The organism is Candidatus Binatota bacterium (genome assembly GCA_012960245.1).
Lineage (GTDB): Bacteria > Desulfobacterota > Binatia > UBA1149 > UBA1149 > UBA1149.
Genome location: DUBO01000040.1, coordinates 39,162 through 53,016 on the forward strand (window position 1 = coordinate 39,162; position 13,855 = coordinate 53,016).

14 protein-coding genes are annotated in these 13,855 nt (G+C 64.4%); 4 read left to right on the plus strand and 10 right to left on the minus strand.

Annotated elements, in window-relative coordinates; genetic code table 11:
• Positions 1 to 2: 2 nt before the first annotated feature.
• Positions 3 to 1,058: a phosphotransferase family protein gene (locus EYQ35_06720; GenBank protein HIF63827.1), complete on the plus strand. Its 1,056-nt coding sequence runs from the start codon at positions 3 to 5 to the stop codon at positions 1,056 to 1,058.
• Positions 1,059 to 1,077: 19 nt separating this feature from the next.
• On the opposite strand, the gene EYQ35_06725 is transcribed toward EYQ35_06720, so the two are convergent.
• A complete protein-coding gene (locus EYQ35_06725) occupies positions 1,078 to 1,776 on the minus strand; it encodes a nuclear transport factor 2 family protein (protein HIF63828.1) in 699 nt (232 codons plus the stop codon).
• On the opposite strand from EYQ35_06725, the gene EYQ35_06730 reads away from it, so the two are divergent.
• Complete coding sequence (locus EYQ35_06730) at positions 1,684 to 2,844, plus strand: cytochrome P450 (GenBank protein ID HIF63829.1); 1,161 nt, start codon at positions 1,684 to 1,686, stop codon at positions 2,842 to 2,844. The genes EYQ35_06725 and EYQ35_06730 overlap by 93 nt on opposite strands.
• A gap of 39 nt (positions 2,845 to 2,883) precedes the next feature.
• On the opposite strand, the gene EYQ35_06735 is transcribed toward EYQ35_06730, so the two are convergent.
• From EYQ35_06735 to EYQ35_06750, 4 genes are all read right to left on the minus strand, one after another.
• Positions 2,884 to 4,290 (minus strand): FAD-dependent oxidoreductase, encoded by a 1,407-nt coding sequence (locus EYQ35_06735; GenBank protein ID HIF63830.1) that lies wholly within the window; start codon positions 4,288 to 4,290, stop codon positions 2,884 to 2,886.
• Positions 4,259 to 5,407 (minus strand): alpha/beta fold hydrolase, encoded by a 1,149-nt coding sequence (locus EYQ35_06740; protein ID HIF63831.1) that lies wholly within the window; start codon positions 5,405 to 5,407, stop codon positions 4,259 to 4,261. Before EYQ35_06740 ends, EYQ35_06735 begins: the two co-directional genes overlap by 32 nt.
• Positions 5,376 to 6,599: an LLM class flavin-dependent oxidoreductase gene (locus EYQ35_06745; GenBank protein HIF63832.1), complete on the minus strand. Its 1,224-nt coding sequence runs from the start codon at positions 6,597 to 6,599 to the stop codon at positions 5,376 to 5,378. Before EYQ35_06745 ends, EYQ35_06740 begins: the two co-directional genes overlap by 32 nt.
• Positions 6,600 to 6,675: 76 nt before the next feature.
• Positions 6,676 to 7,785, minus strand: coding sequence for an LLM class flavin-dependent oxidoreductase (locus EYQ35_06750; GenBank protein ID HIF63833.1), 1,110 nt, complete (start codon positions 7,783 to 7,785; stop codon positions 6,676 to 6,678).
• Between EYQ35_06750 and EYQ35_06755 the strand changes: the two genes are divergently transcribed.
• The gene (locus EYQ35_06755) at positions 7,784 to 8,257 is read left to right on the plus strand and encodes a DUF4345 domain-containing protein (protein HIF63834.1); all 474 of its coding nucleotides are present in this window, start codon (positions 7,784 to 7,786) and stop codon (positions 8,255 to 8,257) included. The genes EYQ35_06750 and EYQ35_06755 overlap by 2 nt on opposite strands.
• Here EYQ35_06755 and EYQ35_06760 read toward each other — a convergent pair.
• From EYQ35_06760 to EYQ35_06775, 4 genes are all read right to left on the minus strand, one after another.
• The gene (locus tag EYQ35_06760; GenBank protein HIF63835.1) at positions 8,245 to 8,469 is read right to left on the minus strand and encodes a hypothetical protein; all 225 of its coding nucleotides are present in this window, start codon (positions 8,467 to 8,469) and stop codon (positions 8,245 to 8,247) included. The two genes, EYQ35_06755 and EYQ35_06760, sit on opposite strands and share 13 nt — an antisense overlap.
• 27 nt (positions 8,470 to 8,496) lie before the next feature.
• On the minus strand, positions 8,497 to 9,402 hold the full coding sequence (locus EYQ35_06765; protein ID HIF63836.1) for a succinate--CoA ligase subunit alpha: 906 nt from the start codon (positions 9,400 to 9,402) through the stop codon (positions 8,497 to 8,499).
• A gap of 35 nt (positions 9,403 to 9,437) precedes the next feature.
• Positions 9,438 to 10,646 carry a hypothetical protein gene (locus EYQ35_06770; protein ID HIF63837.1) on the minus strand — a complete coding sequence of 403 codons (1,209 nt, stop codon included), beginning with the start codon at positions 10,644 to 10,646 and terminating at the stop codon, positions 9,438 to 9,440.
• A 136-nt stretch (positions 10,647 to 10,782) separates the two neighbouring features.
• Positions 10,783 to 11,832 (minus strand): CoA ester lyase, encoded by a 1,050-nt coding sequence (locus EYQ35_06775; protein HIF63838.1) that lies wholly within the window; start codon positions 11,830 to 11,832, stop codon positions 10,783 to 10,785.
• A 187-nt stretch (positions 11,833 to 12,019) separates the two neighbouring features.
• Between EYQ35_06775 and EYQ35_06780 the strand changes: the two genes are divergently transcribed.
• Complete coding sequence (locus EYQ35_06780) at positions 12,020 to 12,925, plus strand: crotonase/enoyl-CoA hydratase family protein (protein HIF63839.1); 906 nt, start codon at positions 12,020 to 12,022, stop codon at positions 12,923 to 12,925.
• 9 nt (positions 12,926 to 12,934) lie between these two features.
• Here EYQ35_06780 and EYQ35_06785 read toward each other — a convergent pair whose 3' ends face one another.
• A complete protein-coding gene (locus EYQ35_06785) occupies positions 12,935 to 13,825 on the minus strand; it encodes an LLM class F420-dependent oxidoreductase (protein HIF63840.1) in 891 nt (296 codons plus the stop codon).
• Positions 13,826 to 13,855 lie beyond the last annotated feature (30 nt).

The window sequence follows — 13,855 nt, forward strand, 5'->3', positions numbered from 1 at the left end:
CGATGAGCAAAGATGATTTAGATTTGTTGCCCCTGGATCGCCTGGCTCCCTGGCTGGATGCGCAGGATATCGGCAGCGGGGCGCCGATAGAAAGACTGGCCCAACTCGGTGGTGGTTCGTCAAACGCGGTCTTCCGGTTCCACCGCGGCGATGCTGACTACGTGCTACGGCGGCCACCACGCCACCCGCGCCGCGACAGCAACAAGTCGATAGTCCGCGAGGGCACCCTGCTGCGCGCTCTTGCGCACACCGACGTACCGCACCCGATGCTCCACGCACTGTGCGACAACACGGATGTGATCGGGGTGTGCTTCTACGTAATGAAGCCGATCGATGGCTGGAGTCCCGGGAGCCCGCTGAAAGAACCATTCGCGTCGTCCCCGCGGTTCCGCCGGGAGATGGGCTTCGCCCTGGTGGACGCCCTGGCAGCCCTGGCCCTGGTCGATTATCGTTCGGTCGGGCTGGAGGACTTCGGCAGACCTGACGGCTTCCTGGAAAGGCAGGTCCCACGCTGGCGTGCCCAGCTGGAGAGCTACCGCGAAATAACCGGCTACCAGGGCCACAAATTACCTGGGCTCGACCGGGTCGCAACCTGGCTGGAGGCCAACCGACCGCGCGACTACCGGCCGGGCATCCTTCACGGGGATCCGCAACTTCCCAACGCCATGTTTGCCCATGACCGCCCCGAGCTCATCGCCCTGATCGACTGGGAACTCTCGACACTCGGCGACCCCATGCTCGACCTGGGTTGGATCCTGGCTAGCTGGTCTGAGCCGGACGGACCGCGAATGCCCACCACGTACATCGAGCCGTGGAACGGTTTTCCCTCGCGAGCAGAGATGATCGACCGCTACCTCGCGCGGACCGACCGCACCCCTGAAGCCGTGCGCTATTTCTGCGTTCTGGCCTGCTACAAACTCGGCATTATCCTGGAGGGGCACGTGGCCCGTGCCGCAGCCGGAATCGGAGATCCCTCCACCAGTGAAATCATGGCCCGGCTTTCCATGGGCCTGCTCGAAGAAGCCAACGACCTGATAGACGGAAAAATATTCGCCTGAGCCTGAATGCCCGTTCTCGCTAACGCTCGCGCACGAAGGAAACGGCGACCTCGCGGCGCGAGAAACGCCAGCCCTCCGATGTCCTCGCGAACCGGTCCCTGTACTCGCCTATCATGAGAGGGCTCTCAACCGGCGCAGGTTTCTCATCATCGCCACCGTCATGCCGATAAAGAACCAGGTATACCACGCCCTCGGCCGTATCCTCGTCGAGCACGTCCAACAGCAGGTTGTTGCACACGTGCCGCGACCTGCGATCGGTACGAGCTTCCCTCTCTCCCAATCCCTTCTGCAGCTCTTCGGTGCCGGTCATGGTGACGACACCGGGGGCAGTCCAGACTCCATCGGACGTAAAGAGATCCGCGATGCGCCGCGCCTGTCCGTGGTCAACGTAGTGACAGTAGGCCGTGACAAGGCGCTCGCACTCTCGCTCGATCAGAAGACATTCGGTTGGGCTCACGGCGCTACTCCAGCTTGCATACCTCGACAAAACGTCGCGGCGGCTCTTCGCACTCTTGCGATTGGGGCAAACGTACAATATTCGGAGTCCATTGCCACAGGAAACCACCCCCGGGCAAACCCTGTCAAGCCTGCCCTGAGCAGGCATTGCCGCAAGAGGACATAAAACTTGATCAACTACGACCCTTACTCGGACAGCTTCCACGAGAACCCCTACCCCGTCTACCGCGAACTGCGCGATACAGCCCCTGTCTACCACCATCCCGAACAGGGCTTCTGGGCCATCTCTCGCTACGAAGACGTGGCCGCCGCGCTGATGCGCCCACAGGTTTTCTCGTCAAAACGGTTCCTGGGGCCCCCTCCCCCGTCCGACCCGTCATCTCTTATGCCCATCATGGTGGTCCTGGACCCGCCGCGACACGACGAGCTCCGCTCGCTGGTAAACCGCGCCTTCACGCCACAAAGAATAGCAGCCCTTGAGCCACACATTCGCGACATCACCACCGACCTGGTCGATTCTTTTATAGACTCGGGCCACTGTGACCTGTTCCGGGATCTCGCGGCACCACTGCCGACCATCGTCATCGCCGAACTCCTCGGTGTCCCCACCGAGGACCGCGAAATGTTCAAGGAAAAGTCCATCGCCATCGCGGCCAGCGTGGGCCCGGCGGGGGTGAAGAACACCGACGCGTCCTTCGAACTCGCAGCATACCTGTCGGAGGTCTTCACCGAGAAACGCAAACACCCTGGCGATGACCTGATGAGCGCGCTGCTCACGACCGAGATCAACGGACGCGCCCTGAGCCAGGAAGAACTGATGGGATTCGCACTCCTGCTCCTTGTGGCCGGGAACGAAACCACTACCAACCTCATAAGCAACGCGACGATCCTCCTCGACCGCTTCCCGGACCAGCGGGCCCGCCTGCTGGAAGACCGCTCGCTGATCGGCTCGGCCGTCGAGGAATTCCTCCGTTTCGAGTCCCCCGTCCAGGGCGTTGAGAGATTGCTGACAGAAGACGTCGTGATCCAGGGCCAGACGATTCACAGGGGAGAGAAAGTTTTCCTGCTGCTCGGCGCCGCCAACCGTGACGAGAGGGAGATCGAGGATCCCGATCGCTTCGACGTCGGCCGCGACCCCAATCCTCACCTGGCCTTCGGATTCGGTGCCCACTTCTGCCTGGGATCGAGCCTGGCCCGCCTTGAGCTACGCGTCGTGTGGGAGGAAATCCTCGCGCGATTCCCAAAATTTCGCGTTGTGCAACCGGTCGAGCGCCTGCACTCCGCAACCTTCCGTGGCATGCTCAGCGTTCCCCTGGAGTTGGACACCTAGGCAACAGCGCGGGCCCTTGGCGTCCGATCTACGGGGGTCTCAGGCGCCGGCAACCGGGCGATCCCGCGCGGCGGCGCCCCCGAGTAATGCCCGTACGTCGCCCGCGGCGCGCAGACCACTCACAAAAGCACTCTCTACCGTGGCGGCGATCACCGGGGTGGAGGTAGCCGAACCGGCCCAGAACAGTGCCCCGGTATCGGCCGCGGTCAGCTTCACCCTCGACCCAGCACCGCCGGGCCGCACGAGCGTATATCCCCCGCAAGCGAACGGGTCCGCCGCCCAGTCAATCCGGCGACGGGCAACCAGCTGGCCGCGAGGATCGGCCTTCGGGAACAGGCGCTCCAGGTCCGAGATGCAGATCTCGGTGGCTTCGTCCTCGCTGACCTCCGACAGGCGGGCTGCCCGGGGGCCGGTCGCGTAAGCCGTAAGCACGGCCTGGGTCTCGTACTTGGCTCCGTAAAAAACCGGCCAGTAAAGGGTCACCGGACCCGTTCCACACGGCAGGTTGGCGAGCCACCTGGGCCAGAACCGCTCCTTGAAGTGCAACAGCACCTTGACGACCGGCCCGGCCACCAGGCCCTCGAACGCCTCGTGTTTGCCAGCCGGCAGCTCGGGCTTGAAGCGCACCTTACCCGACTTGAGCACCCCCAGGGGTAGCGTGGTGATCGCGGCACGGGCAGAGAGCTCCTCGCCGCCGGTCGAACGGATCACGACGCCATCACCGCTCCAGTCTATGGACTCGACACCAAAACCGAGGCGCACATCAAGATCCCTGGCGATGTGCGAGACCACCGAGTCGTAGCCTTCAACTATGCGATGATTGAGACCGGTCTCGAGCTTGAGAACGTTGTCCTCCAGCAAACCGAGCAAGCCGACCTCGTCGACACTACCCGGCAAATGGGCAGTAAGTACCATCTGGGCCATGACACGCGCGTGGCCGCGGTATCCCTGCTTGTCGATGAACTCCCGCGCCGACATGTCGGGCGGCTTGAAACGGGCGACCTTCATCAGGATGGGAAAGCTGGGCCAGACTCCGGGGTGGAGCAGGATCCACGGTAACCAGCGCGGTCGACCGCCCAGGCTGAACATCGTGTGACGGGTCAGGGGACAGGGCCGAGCCTCCACGCCAGCTGCCATCGCGTCAGGCCACGTCGCGGCACCGACCCCGTGTATAAACTCGGCTCCGCCCTCTACCGGCTCGTCACAGAAATCGCGTACCGAGTAGACCCGGCCACCGATCCGGTCGCGCGCCTCTACAACACACACCGACAGGCCCGACGCGGCCAGGTCCCTGGCCGCCGTGATCCCGGCCATGCCAGCTCCTATTACAATCGCGTCGAGCATCGTCCGAACTCCCTTGTCTTTTATCGCGGTCCCCACGGGGCGTAGCAGACCAATATCCGGATATTCAGTCTCACGAATCGCTCCTGTTAGCGAGCCAGTCATTGACCAGGGGAAATATCTCAGTTGGTGACGCGTACCCGGCAAGCAGGTCGTCGTGTCCGAAGTCCACGCTGAACCCATCGCTTACGCCAGCGTGCAGAAATGTTTTGTCCGTGCTCCCGAAAGCGTCGTACGCCGCGCGAACCGATTCGGCAGGTCGCTGCAGGTCACTCCCCGCCGCCATCACGAGCAGCGGCAACTTAACCTCTTCCAACCGGTCCGAGTACACCACCGAGCCGTCAAGGTTGCGCATGGTGCCCTCGTCGATCCAGGTCTTAAACTGGTCGACCAGGCTGGCAGCTTCGTCGGGAATCCCGTTGCGAAAGTAACGAGCGGAAACCAGCGGGGCGGTATTACAGGACCGAAAGCTGCTCTCGAGCGCATGCGAGCGGCCGTAGGCAAGAATCGGCCCAGCCATGCGCGCGCCCGAGCGAAACGGCACGCGCCCTCGAACGCTCATCCTCGGGGCAGCGGTCACGCCGGGCACCAGGGCCGCGGAATCCGTCAGCACCGGTGAGCCACAGGTCACCGCACCGCGCACCAAGCCGGCCTTGCCCTGTATAGCTGCCGCGTAGAGAGCCTGGCCACTCATTTCCATGCCTACCCAGAACGCTTGCGGCGCGCCGGTTATCTCGCACACGCGCGCGACCGCCGCCGGCAGATCGCGCTCGGCCAGGTCATCGAACGTCCATTGCAAGGCGCGGTCGGGCCCCGCTTCGGGCCAGCTTTCTCCACGGCCCCGCAAGTCGACCAGCCAGGTGTCGAAGCCGCGCCCGCTGAGATATCTCGCCAGCGAGTAGTCGGGATGCAGGTCGTATATGAAACGGCTGCCTGCCATCCCGTGGCTGCACAGAACGGGGTAGGGATGGGCGCGGCCACGGGCGCGATAGCGGTACAGCGCGAGCTTCCAGCCATCGGACGTAACGGCCGTGTGACGCTCGTCCTCGCCCGTACTCCAGTCGAAGCGACGGTAGGAATAGCCCAGGGTAAGCGCTGCGGCCGTAAGCGTCCGTGCACCCGCAGCCAAGCCCTCCAGTCTCGCGGGCTTGCCCGCACCAGCACCATTCCCGCAAGTACTCACGCGTAAACTACTCGTCGCCGACCAGCAGGTCGCTGCCATCGCCCCAGGCCACGCCACTGCCACGCTCGCGTCGCTCGTCTTCGTGTTCCCCGATCGCACTGACGATAGCGTTCTGCAGGTCACCTATCACCTGCGCGCTGTTGCGATTGCACCAGTCGAGGCTGTCCTCGCGCGTGCGGTTGGCACCGTTGACGGCCGGCATCACGTAGCGGGCAAACAATTCGTAGCTGTTCGCCGTGCGCTGCGGATCGGCGCAGTCGTGGGCGATCATCATGAAGGTACCAAAACCACCCGAGCGCTCGCGTAGTTGCTCGATCTGCTCGATGGCGTCGTCCGGCGTACCGATGATCGCACGGCCCAGCACGGTCAGGCCCCGCTCCGTCCACTCCTCGACGGCAGCCTCGGTGCTGCTGCTGTAGTCCAGCTTGTTGCCTCCCAGTTGCTCGAAGTAGTGTACGAGCTTGAGTAGACCGTGTTCCATGTCGGCTCGGGCCTGTTCTCTTGTCTCGGCCAGGTGCATGGGCGCCACCAGCCGCCAGTTGCGGCGGTCGACCACGTGCCCGTGCTCGGCGGCCAGTTGCTCGCACAACTGCCAGTGGGCGGGCAACAGGTCGAAACCCTCGGCGCTGCTGGCAGCCATCGACAGCATCCCGATGCCGTGCTTGCCGGCAGCACGCGGACCTGACGGCGAAATCGCGGCGGCCACGGCCACCTCGACCGACGGATGGGTATGCGGTGCCATCTGCACGCGCGCATCCCTGAGTTCAAACCAGTCGGTCTTGCGCGTAACGGTCTCGCCGCGGAGCAGCGGGATCAACACCTCCAGCGCCTCGTCCATGCGGTGACGCTGAGACGAAACGTTGATACCCATCATGTGTGCGTCTGACGGTAGCTGTCCCGGCCCCACCCCGAACATCACCCGGCCGCGGGTCTGGTGGTCGAGCTGAACGATGCGGCCGGCTACCATCAGCGGGTGGTGATAAGGCAACGACACCACGCCGGTACCCAGGCGTATGTTGCGCGTGCGCTCGGCGGCCGCGGCTATGAAGAGTTCGGGCGACGATATGGTTTCGTAAGCACCCGAGTGGTGCTCGCCTATCCACAACTCGTCGTAGCCTAGTTGGTCGAGTTGCTCGGCCAGCTGCAGGTCGCGGTGCAACTGCAGGGTTGGATTCTCGTCGGTGGGATGAAAGGGCGCCAGGAACACCCCGAAACGCAGCGGTTCATTCATCGGTGGATCTTACAACCCGGCGCCAACTCTCGCCAGCGGTCCCGGGTCTCTCCGCGAGAACGACTGCTCGTTTTAGTCAGTCGCCCGAAAGTTCCGGTATCACGTGCTTCCCCAGCAGGTCTATCGATTTCAGGACCTGCTCGTGGGGGATATCGTAGGGATTGAGCAGGCACAGCAGCAGGTCGCAGCCGGCGTCCTTGTAGCGGCGCGCGATTTCAATGCAGCGGTCGGGGTCACCCACCATGGCCGCACCGCTTTCGCGTATGTAGTCAAAGTCGAGCTGGTCAAGTGAGCCCGCTTCGTCGAGTTGCTTGATGTCTTCGGCGTAGCCGTAGCTTCCCAGGTCCTCGTTGAAGCGCCGGGCGTAGTCGGCCACCGTCGCCACCTGCCGCGCGCCCGCCCTGGGGTACCAGGTCATCGATTCGGCGGCCTCTTCGAAGGCCTGCTCGTTGGTCTCCGCGCAGTGGCCCATGGTAAACGTGGCCACGCGTTCGTTGCGCACCCTGCCCTTGGGCTGTGTGCATTCGGCCAGGCCTTCACGGTAGGCCGCCACCCGCGGCAGGAGGTCTTCGGGCGGCACACCAACGGCAAAAGACAACAGGCCCACGCCCATGCGACCCACGCCGCGGTGTCCGTCGAGGCTGGTCGTGGCTGACCACAGCGGCGGGTGCGGCTGCTGCACCGGACGCGGCAACACGCGCCGGGCCGGCATGCTCCAGTGCGTACCGTTGAACTCGTGCAGGTCGTCGGTCCAGCAACCCACGATGTGGTCGAGCGCCTCGGAGAGCATCTCGCGCGTCACCTGCGGGTCGATGCCAAATCCTTCCAGCTCGGCGGCAGTGGCCGAACGGCCCACTCCGAACTCGACGCGCCCGTTCGACAGGTTGTCGAGCATGGCCACGCTCTCGGCCGTTCGCACCGGGTGGTTGTATGGTTTGGGCGTGAGCCGAACTCCGTAGCCGATGCGCAGGCTGCTGGTTCGCGCCGCCACGGCCCCGTACAACACCTCGGGGTTGGAGCAGTGGGAAAACTCCTCGAGGAAGTGATGCTCCACGGTCCACATGCTGTCGAAGCCGGCCTGCTCGCCAGCCACGGCCTGGTCGACCACGTTGACTATGGCCTGTTGCTCCTTGCCCGCCGTCCAGGGCCGTGCCACCGGGATCTCGTGAAAAAGCGCGAATTTCATGGTTGTTCTCCCTGCGGGCGCCCGCTGTACTGGCTTCTATACCAGCGGCGGGCAAGATGGGAGCCCCGGGGAGAGAGAAAACACCATGACGAGATTATTTCTTGCCGCCAACGCGCTGCTGTGGCTGCCCTACGGCCTTTACTGTTTCCTGGTGCCGGAGTTCCTGGTCGAGGCCGCCGCCGTGTCGGCCACCGCCTCGACCGGCACCATTGAACTACGGGCTATGTATGGGGGCCTGCAGGCAGGCATCGGCGCCCTCTGCGCCGCCGGCGCGATGCGAGAGGAGTTGGAGCGACCGGCGTTGTTGCTGTTGCTCTTTCTTGCCTGCGGCCTGGCCCTGGCGCGCAGCGCGGGCGCCGTGATGGCGGCCGAGCTGTCTTCGTACACGGGCTCTGCGCTGTTGCTCGAATACACGCTCGCCGCTGCAAGCGCGTGGCTGTTGCGGAGTGGGTCCGGCGCTCAGTCTTCGTAGAGCTTGACGATAGACACCGAGCCCTCGGGTCCTTGCAGACACAGGTCGCAGAGGGTGCACTCGTCTACGTTGTCTTCCACCACGGCGACCGAACCAGCGTCGGCGCCGGCCTTGAAGATCTTGACCGGGCACACCTCGATCAACTTGGCCGCCAGTCCGTCGGTGGCGGCCACCAGTTCGTCGTTTACATCCACGCGTATGAACATTGCCATGTTTACGTTCTCCTGCTGCCCTTATGCTCAGGCGGCGCCGTCGAGGCGCTCCTGCACGAGGCGCGGAATGTCCCCGATCTCGTCTGCCACCGAAATACCCGCGTCGCGCATGCGACGGATCTTATCGGCCGGTGAATCCAGTTTCTTTTCAACGATGGTACCGGCGTGGCCGAAGCTCATGCCGTGCATATCGTCCATGAAGCGTCCTGCCACGAAAGCAACGATAGGCAGGCGGCTGTTGTTTTCCTTGGCCCAGCGCGCCAGTTCCGCCTCCGACGAACCACCCGGCTCGGAATAAATGACAACGGCCTTGGTATCCTCGTCGGCTTCGAAGTAGGGCATCAACTCGGCGTAGGTCGAGCCGATGACCGGGTCGCCGCCTATCGAAATTGCCGTGCTCTCGCCCAGGCCCGCCTGGCTCAGGGCGTTGCAGATCTCGGTGGTCATGCCACCCGAGCGCGACATGACGCCAACCACCCCGGGCTTGAAAGCCTTGCGACAGTCGACGGCCGGACCGCCAAGGCTGCCGAACCTGCACACGTCGGGGATGATGACTCCCAGGCAGTTGGGCCCGATCACGCGGGCGTCGTGCTGGGCCGCGTACTCGATGAACGCCGCCGCGTCGCGACGACAAATGCCCTCGGTGATAATCACCAGCAGCTTGACGCCGGCGTCGATGGCCTCGTAGGCCGCGTCGGCAGCAAAGGCCAGGGGCACCGTAATCACGGTGCCGTCTACCTTGCGCTGCTCGGTGATCTCGCGAACCGTGTTGTACACCGGCACGCCGTAGACCTCGCGACCACCCTTGCCGGGTGTCACCCCACCGACGATCCTGGAGCCGTACTCCAGGCACTCGCGGGTAAAGTTAACCGCCTCGCGCCCGGTGATGCCCTGGACGATAAAATCAAAATCCTTGTGAACCAGAACTCCCATCGCTTTCCTCTTCTCGCTCTCTGCTCGCCAGCCGCTCAGCCGTTGATCTTGTCGACGGCGCGCTTGGCCGCCTCGCTGATCGACACCGAACGGTCGCAGTATTCCACGCCGTACTTGTCCAGTATCTTCACCGCGTCGGCCTCCCACGCACCGGGCACGCGAAAAATAGTGATCTTGTCGGCGGGCTCGAAGCCCATCTCGATCACGCCTTTTATGACGCCGCGGGCCACCAGGTCGGCGCGGGTGTTGGACACCACGTTGGACATCACGGCTATCTTGTCGACGCCCGACTTGCCCAGCACCAGCTTGGTGAGCGCCACCGCCTTGGCGACGCTGGGGTTGCCGCCTATGGCCGCGTAGTTGGCCGGATCACCGCCTGCCTTGCGCACCGCATCGGTAAGCGTCAGCGAACCACCGCCAGCACCGATGACCAGGCCCACGTTGCCGCCGAACTCGACGACCGGACCGATGATGCCACGCGGGTCGTCGTCGTCGATCTTCTTGCCGGCCAGCTCAAACTCGGTAGGCTCGCGCACCGAGCGGGTGTCTTCCTCGCCCACGCCGAACTCGGCAAGCAGTTCTTTCTGCCGGTACTTGGCCTCGACTTCCATGTCCGAAAAACAATCGACCGCCAGCAGGCTGCCGTCTTCGAGCCGGGCCAGGGTCTGGATGTCGGCCTGGGTAAGATCGTAGTCGAGAAACAAGCGCGCGAGGCGAGCAATAACGCCGGCCATGCGGTTGAGTTCCGAACCGTTCAGGCCCAGGCCCGCGGCTACTTCCTTGGCGACGTAATCCGAGAACGGCACCAGCGCTGAAAAGTGTCTCGAGACCACGCGGTCGGGATGCGCCTCGGCGATGTCCTCGATGTTACCCGCGATGTCGGCTGCGAGCAGAAGCGGCTGCTTGGCCGTTCCGTCGTAACTTATCGACAGCGAGTACTCGGCGGTGGCCGCTTGGACCTTCTCAACGAGCACGCCCCTGGGACCACGTCCGCCGTCGTCGATCTTGAGCAGTTCCTCGGTGGCGGTGGCCGCCTGCTCGGGGCTATCGACCGCCTGCGACTCGTCGGACCTGCTCGCGCCGCCCTTAGAGCCCACCAGCAGCTGGGCTTTTACGATTACCGCGCCGCCCAGTTCCTCGGCAGCACTGGCTGCCTCCCCGGCGTTGGCAGCCCTGCTGCCCTCGGGCACCGCGATACCTCGCCTGGCCAAAATCGTCTTGGTTTCAAACTCGTAAAAACGCATATCAGAAAACCACCTCCTGGGTCGTGGCCAGTCGTAGGGTCGGTCGAGCTGTCAGTCAGTCCAGCGCTCAAAATCAACGGGATTTCTAACCTTTCCACCCGCGCATTTCAACGTCAGCAGCCCCGTCGCAGCCGCTTCAGAATCCGTAGGCCTCGGTCAACTCCTCGTCGCCCTCGGCCAGCGAGCGGGCAAGATCGACCATCACCTGGCACTGCTTGAAGGTCGCGTCGTCTTGCATCTTGCCGTCTATCATGACCGCGCCCGTGCCGTCGCCCATCTCGTCGATGACCCGGCGCGCCCACTTCACCTCGTCGGCCGGCGGACTGAACACCTTGCGGGCTATACCAATCTGCACCGGGTGCAGGCTCCACGCGCCCACGCAGCCCATGAGAAAAGCGTTGCGAAACTGGTCCTCGCAGGCGACGGTGTCCTTGATGTCCCCGAAAGGACCGTAGTAAGGAAGTATGCCGTGCGCGGCGCAAGCGTCGACCATGCGCGCGATGGTGTAGTGCCACAGGTCCTGCTGCGCGGTCGTGCGCGGCGCGTCCTCGTTGGCCGCGTCGGGGTCGGCCCTCACTATGTAACCGGGGTGTCCTCCGCCCACGCGAGTGGTCTTCATGCGCCTGGAAGCGGCAAGATCCGCCGGGCCCAGCGACAGCCCCTGCATGCGTGGGCTGGCTCCGCATATCTCTTCGACATTGGCCACACCGGTGGCCGTCTCGAGTATGGCGTGAAACAGTATGGGACGCTTGAGCCCCGCGCGGGCTTCGAGCTGGGCCACCAGCCGGTCCATGTAGTGAATGTCCCAGGCACCCTCGACCTTGGGAATCATTATGACGTCGAGCTTGTCGCCGATCTCGCCGACAAGGCGGGTCACATCGTCCAGGGCCCAGGGCGAGTCGAGGCTGTTGATGCGGGTCCACAACTGGCAGTTGCCGAAGTCGGTGTCGCGCGCGATCGAGACCAGGCCTTCGCGGGCGGCTTCCTTGTTGTCGGCCGCTATCGCGTCTTCGAGATTGCCGAGCACGACGTCGCACTTTTTCGCGATGTCGGGCACCTTGGCCGCCATCTTAGGGTTGCTCGGATCAAAAAAATGTATCATCCGCGAGGGACGAAACGGCACTTCGCGCAGCGGCTCGGGCGCGCCGAGGGCCAGTGGCTGAAAAAAGTCTTTTGCGCTGCGCATAGGCAGTATCCTCCTGCAAACGACCCGTGGTGGTCGACCTGAACCTCTCTAACTACCCCGTTTATCGTGTATTTTACAATCGCCGGTTAGAGCCCGGCCGCAACGCTCCTTTACTGACGCGAGCGCACCAGCGGCTCGCTTCCACCAACTCAAGCGCAACGCTAGCTTGACCGCAGAGGCCTGCACCATGAAATTTGAAAGCCTGATCTACGAAACCGAAGGGGCTGTTGCCGCCATTACCCTGAACCGCCCCGACGAGCTCAACACCATCGTCCCGCCCATGCCCGACGAGATCGAACAGGCCGTAGCGTGCGCCAACGCGGACCCCGACGTGCGCGTGATCGTGTTGCGCGGCGCTGGGCGCGCCTTCTGCGCAGGCTTCAACTTCGCTGACAACATGGCTGCCTGGGAAGGCCTGGTGGGCACGGGCGGCAGCTGGGACCCAGGCCGCGACATGATAGGCGTGACCAGCCCGCACACCGGACCCGTGCCCAAGTTCATGAGCCTGTGGCGCAGCCCCAAGCCCGTGATCGCGCAGGTACACGGCTGGTGTGTCGGCGGCGGCTCGGACATGGCCCTGTGCGCCGACCTGGTGATCGCCAGCGACGACGCGCGCATCGGCACACCCTACTCGCGCGCGTGGGGCTGCTACCTCACGGGCATGTGGATCTACCGGCTGGGCCTGACCCGCGCCAAGGAACACGCGCTTACCGGCAGACCGTTGTCGGGCAGCCGGGCGGCCGAAATCGGCCTCATCAACCGCGCGGTACCCTTTGCCGATCTTGAAAAAACCGTCATGGACGAGGCCCGCGCGATCGCCGCGCTGCCGCCGGCGCAACTCGCGGCCATGAAGATGGTCGTCAACCAGGCCTACGAAAACATGGGCCTGGCCGGCACGCAGCTGCTCGGGCCTATATTGGATGGCTACATGCGCAATATTCCCGAGTCGCTCGACTTTATCGAAACCGCCGCCCGCGACGGCGTGGGCGCAGCGGTGGCTGAGCGCGACGGACCCTGGAGCGACTACAGCCAGGCCGCCGCTGAGGACAAGCCGAACCCGAAGAACACAGTGTCGCCGAGAGCGTTCGGCTGAAGGACCAGCTCAGGCCAGGCCACCGTCGAGCGGCAGGCCGGCTTCGCGCGCGGCCGAAAGCGCGGCCTGCATAGCGCTGCTCGCGGCGTCGAGTTCGGGCACGAGGCAGGCCACCACGGTGCGATGAACACCAGCCTCGGCGTATGCCGACAACAGCGCCGGGTCGGCCGCTCCCACGCAGGTGATCTCCACGCGGGCCGGGTCGCGGCCAGCCGCTTTGGCGGCATCGTTCAAGACCTCGCGCAGTTCGGCCAGGCGCTGCATCGAAACGCCCAGGGGGAAAAACCCATCGCCGTAACGACCGGCCCTGCGCGCAGCCGCCTCGCTGTGACCGCCGATGATCAGCGGTACACCGCCTTCCTGCAGCGGACGCGGACGGCTCACCACCCGCTCGAAGTCGTAGAAACTGCCGTGGTAAGACGCCGTTTCCTGCTCGCTCCAGAGTTCACGCATGACCTCGATGCACTCGTCGGCGCGACGCCCGCGGCTGCCGAAGTCACACCCCAGGGCCTCGGCCTCTTCGCGCACCCAGCCCACGCCGAAGCCGGCCACCAGGCGGCCGCCCGACAGCCGGTCGAGCGTGGCAAGCTCCTTGGCAAGTACGAGTGGATTGCGCTGCGGCAGTATCATCACGCCGGTGGCCAGGCGCAGGGTCTCGGTGTGCGCGGCCGCCCAGGCGAGCCAGAGCAACGGATCGGGTTGCGGCACGTTCTCGTTAAAAGGCGAGCGGCCCGAGCGATCGTAGGGGTAGCGCGAAGTGTAGTCGGGGCACATCACCGTGTGCTCGACCACCCACACCGACTCCATGCCGGTCTGCTCGGCCGCACGACAGAAATCGCCCGCGAACACTGGATCCTCGACCGCGGCCATACCGTAAGGCGGAATCACTCCAAACTTCATGCCCTACTACAGGCCACCCCCGCACCGGCC